Source organism: Brevibacterium sp. Mu109 (assembly GCF_900169375.1).
In the GTDB taxonomy this organism is placed as follows: Bacteria; Actinomycetota; Actinomycetes; order Actinomycetales; family Brevibacteriaceae; genus Brevibacterium; species Brevibacterium yomogidense_A.
The window spans coordinates 1-1,024 of sequence record NZ_FXZF01000123.1 but is presented as its reverse complement, the minus strand read 5'-3'; the positions used below and the strand labels follow the sequence as shown (position 1 = coordinate 1,024).

Sequence of the window (1,024 nt, the reverse complement as noted above, 5' to 3'; positions counted from 1 at the left end):
CCGGTCGATCTTCGCGAGCAGTTCCGCATCGACCCAGCGGCCGATCGACTCGCTCCTCCGCACTCCGGCGAAGATCTCGAGACAGGCGACGGCCAGCGACGTCGCCGTTGCGGCGATGCGGTCGGCGTCGTCGGCGATCGGTTCGACGGGTGTCGTCGGCGGTCGCGGGACGGATGCCCTGTGCGCGGCGCGGCGAGGACGGCTGAGGACGAGAGGGGCGGTCATGAGCGGATGACCAATCGCTGTCCGGGCATGATGAGATCGGGGTCGGGCCCGATCGCGTCCCGGTTGTCCGCGTAGATGTCAGCGACGAGTTCGGCCTGCGAGTCGCCCGCCCCGATGAGCTCGCCCGCGATCGACCACAGGCTCTCACCGGCAGTGACGACGTGCGTGCGCGGGGAATCGGATCCATCGCGGTCATCGGCCTCGTCCGCATCGTCAGCGGTCCCGTCGCCGTCGGAGGCCTCGGCGCCGTCGGGTGGGTCCGTCGGGGGTGGGGGATCGCCGAGGCGGTCGTCATCGTCCGGGCCAGTCGTCGGCCATCCCGGATCCCGCGGGTCCGCGGGGATCGTCGGCCACCCCGGATCGGGTGCTCGGTCGGGGTCGAGGGCTGCGGTCGCAGACACCGCCTCGGCGCTCGGATCACGGACCCGGTCGGAAGCGGAGCCGGTCACCGCGGTGCCGGTGACTGCGACGGCGGCGAGGATGGTCGATCCGAGCAGGCGCGGCGCCCAGCGCAGTGCGAGCGCCGAGACCCACGAGCGCACTCGGCCGCGCGGGAGGATCCGCAGGGCGAGGCCGAGCAGGGAGATGAGGCCGAGCCGGGCGAACGCTGCGGCGGCCGTGGTGACGAGCACGAGGATGACGAGGTCGCTCGCTCCGAGCGGCCGCTCGAGCAGGACCCACAGGGACACCGACGACCCGAGCAGAGCGAGCCAGGTGATGGCACAGAGCGCAAGAAGAAACATGTCGAACATCCTCGATAGTTGATGTACGACTATATTGACGTTTGATGAAGTTTGAT

General features: G+C 70.2%; 1 protein-coding gene and 1 pseudogene. Both read right to left on the bottom strand.

Translation table 11 applies throughout. The features are described 5' to 3' along the window. Positions 1-225 (bottom strand): annotated as a pseudogene (locus BSP109_RS16830) (energy transducer TonB); the annotation flags it as partial. Further along, on the bottom strand, positions 222-968 hold the full coding sequence (locus tag BSP109_RS16825; RefSeq protein ID WP_101602080.1) for a LysM peptidoglycan-binding domain-containing protein: 747 nt from the start codon (positions 966-968) through the stop codon (positions 222-224). The gene BSP109_RS16825 and the pseudogene BSP109_RS16830, both read right to left, overlap by 4 nt. Between the last annotated feature and the right edge of the window lie 56 nt (positions 969-1,024).

Excerpts from the sequence above, each read along its gene's own strand:
- BSP109_RS16825 (WP_101602080.1), bottom strand. The coding sequence starts at position 968 with ATGTTTCTTCTTGCGCTCTGTGCCATCACCTGGCTCGCTCTGCTCGGG.